General features: G+C 44.8%; 1 protein-coding gene and 1 pseudogene. Both read right to left on the bottom strand.

The window, feature by feature from the left end:
- A pseudogene (locus tag AACR09_RS05080) lies at positions 1-116 on the bottom strand (DNA-binding response regulator); the annotation flags it as partial.
- Positions 109-1,184 (bottom strand): cache domain-containing protein (locus AACR09_RS05075; protein ID WP_228010931.1); only part of this gene is annotated, 1,076 nt, incomplete at its 5' end. The gene AACR09_RS05075 and the pseudogene AACR09_RS05080, both read right to left, overlap by 8 nt.

Here is a 1,184-nt window from a genome sequence, read left to right as displayed (position 1 = left end):
CCATTACTGGCCGTACCTATCACGCTAATATCTGGCTCAAGTTCCAATCTCGCCATAAAGCCATCCAATACCACTTGGTGATCGTCAGCGATCACAACTCGAATAACTTCACTCATTCATTAATCCCTCTAGTGTCAGTAACACTGTAATTTCCGTTCCAAGGCCAATCTCACTCATCAGCTCAAAATCACCACCAATGAATTCCACTCGCTCTCTCATGTTACGTAGACCGATCCCTCGTTTTTCCATCGCTTTATAGGTGTTGAAACCGACACCGTTGTCTTGGATTAGAAGCTGTAACACGTTGCCAATTTGCTGCGCGATAACCGTTACTTTGGTCGCTTGTGCGTGTTTCTCTATATTATTTAGGGACTCTTGCACCACTCGATATAAGGTCGTCGCGGCCTCTGATTTCAATTTTCCGGGCTGAGTACTAAACAAGGTTTCAACCTCAATACCCGAATGCGCCTGAAAATCTAATAACAGCGATGACAGCGCCGCTTCTAAGCCGATATCATCCAAAGAACTTGGCCGAAGTTGATGCGAGATGTGCCTCACCTCTTCGATCGCTCGCATCAATGAATGCTGCGACTTATTCAAATGCGCTTTGAGGTCTTCATTTTGTAACTTATTACCAAGTAGTTCTAAGTGGCAACGACTTGATACTAATAATTGATTAATACCGTCATGTAGCTCTCGCGCTAAATGCTTCTTCTCGTCTTCTTGGAACATCACCGTTTTATGGGCGAGCTCTTTTAAATTATTATCCGCGATTCGATGTTCATGCATGTTAATGGCCAACGTCAGCACGATAATAACCGCCACCGTCACGCTAAGAATCACCACAATCGAGAAGAACGTGGTTTCAATATTCTTGTTGATCGCAGCCTGCATCGAAGCCACTTCTTGGTGCACGTCTTCAATATACAAACCCGTGCCAATCATCCAATCCCAACGCTCTAACCAAGCGGCGTAACTCAGCTTAGAGACCACTTCCCCAGTCGAGGGCTTTTGCCACAAATACTGGTGGAATCCTCCTCCGGTTTGCGCCTCTCTTAGCAGTGCTTCTATCAGAAAATCACCATCTTCATCTTGCAATTGAAGCAGATTTTTTCCAATCAATTCCGGCTGTATTGGATGAACCAAATTGGTTCCGTGGCGATCATATGCGAAGAAATAACCAT

It is taken from the genome of Vibrio sp. OPT20 (assembly GCF_963889365.1).
Lineage (GTDB): Bacteria > Pseudomonadota > Gammaproteobacteria > Enterobacterales > Vibrionaceae > Vibrio > Vibrio splendidus.
This window is presented reverse-complemented; position numbering and strand designations above follow the sequence as displayed.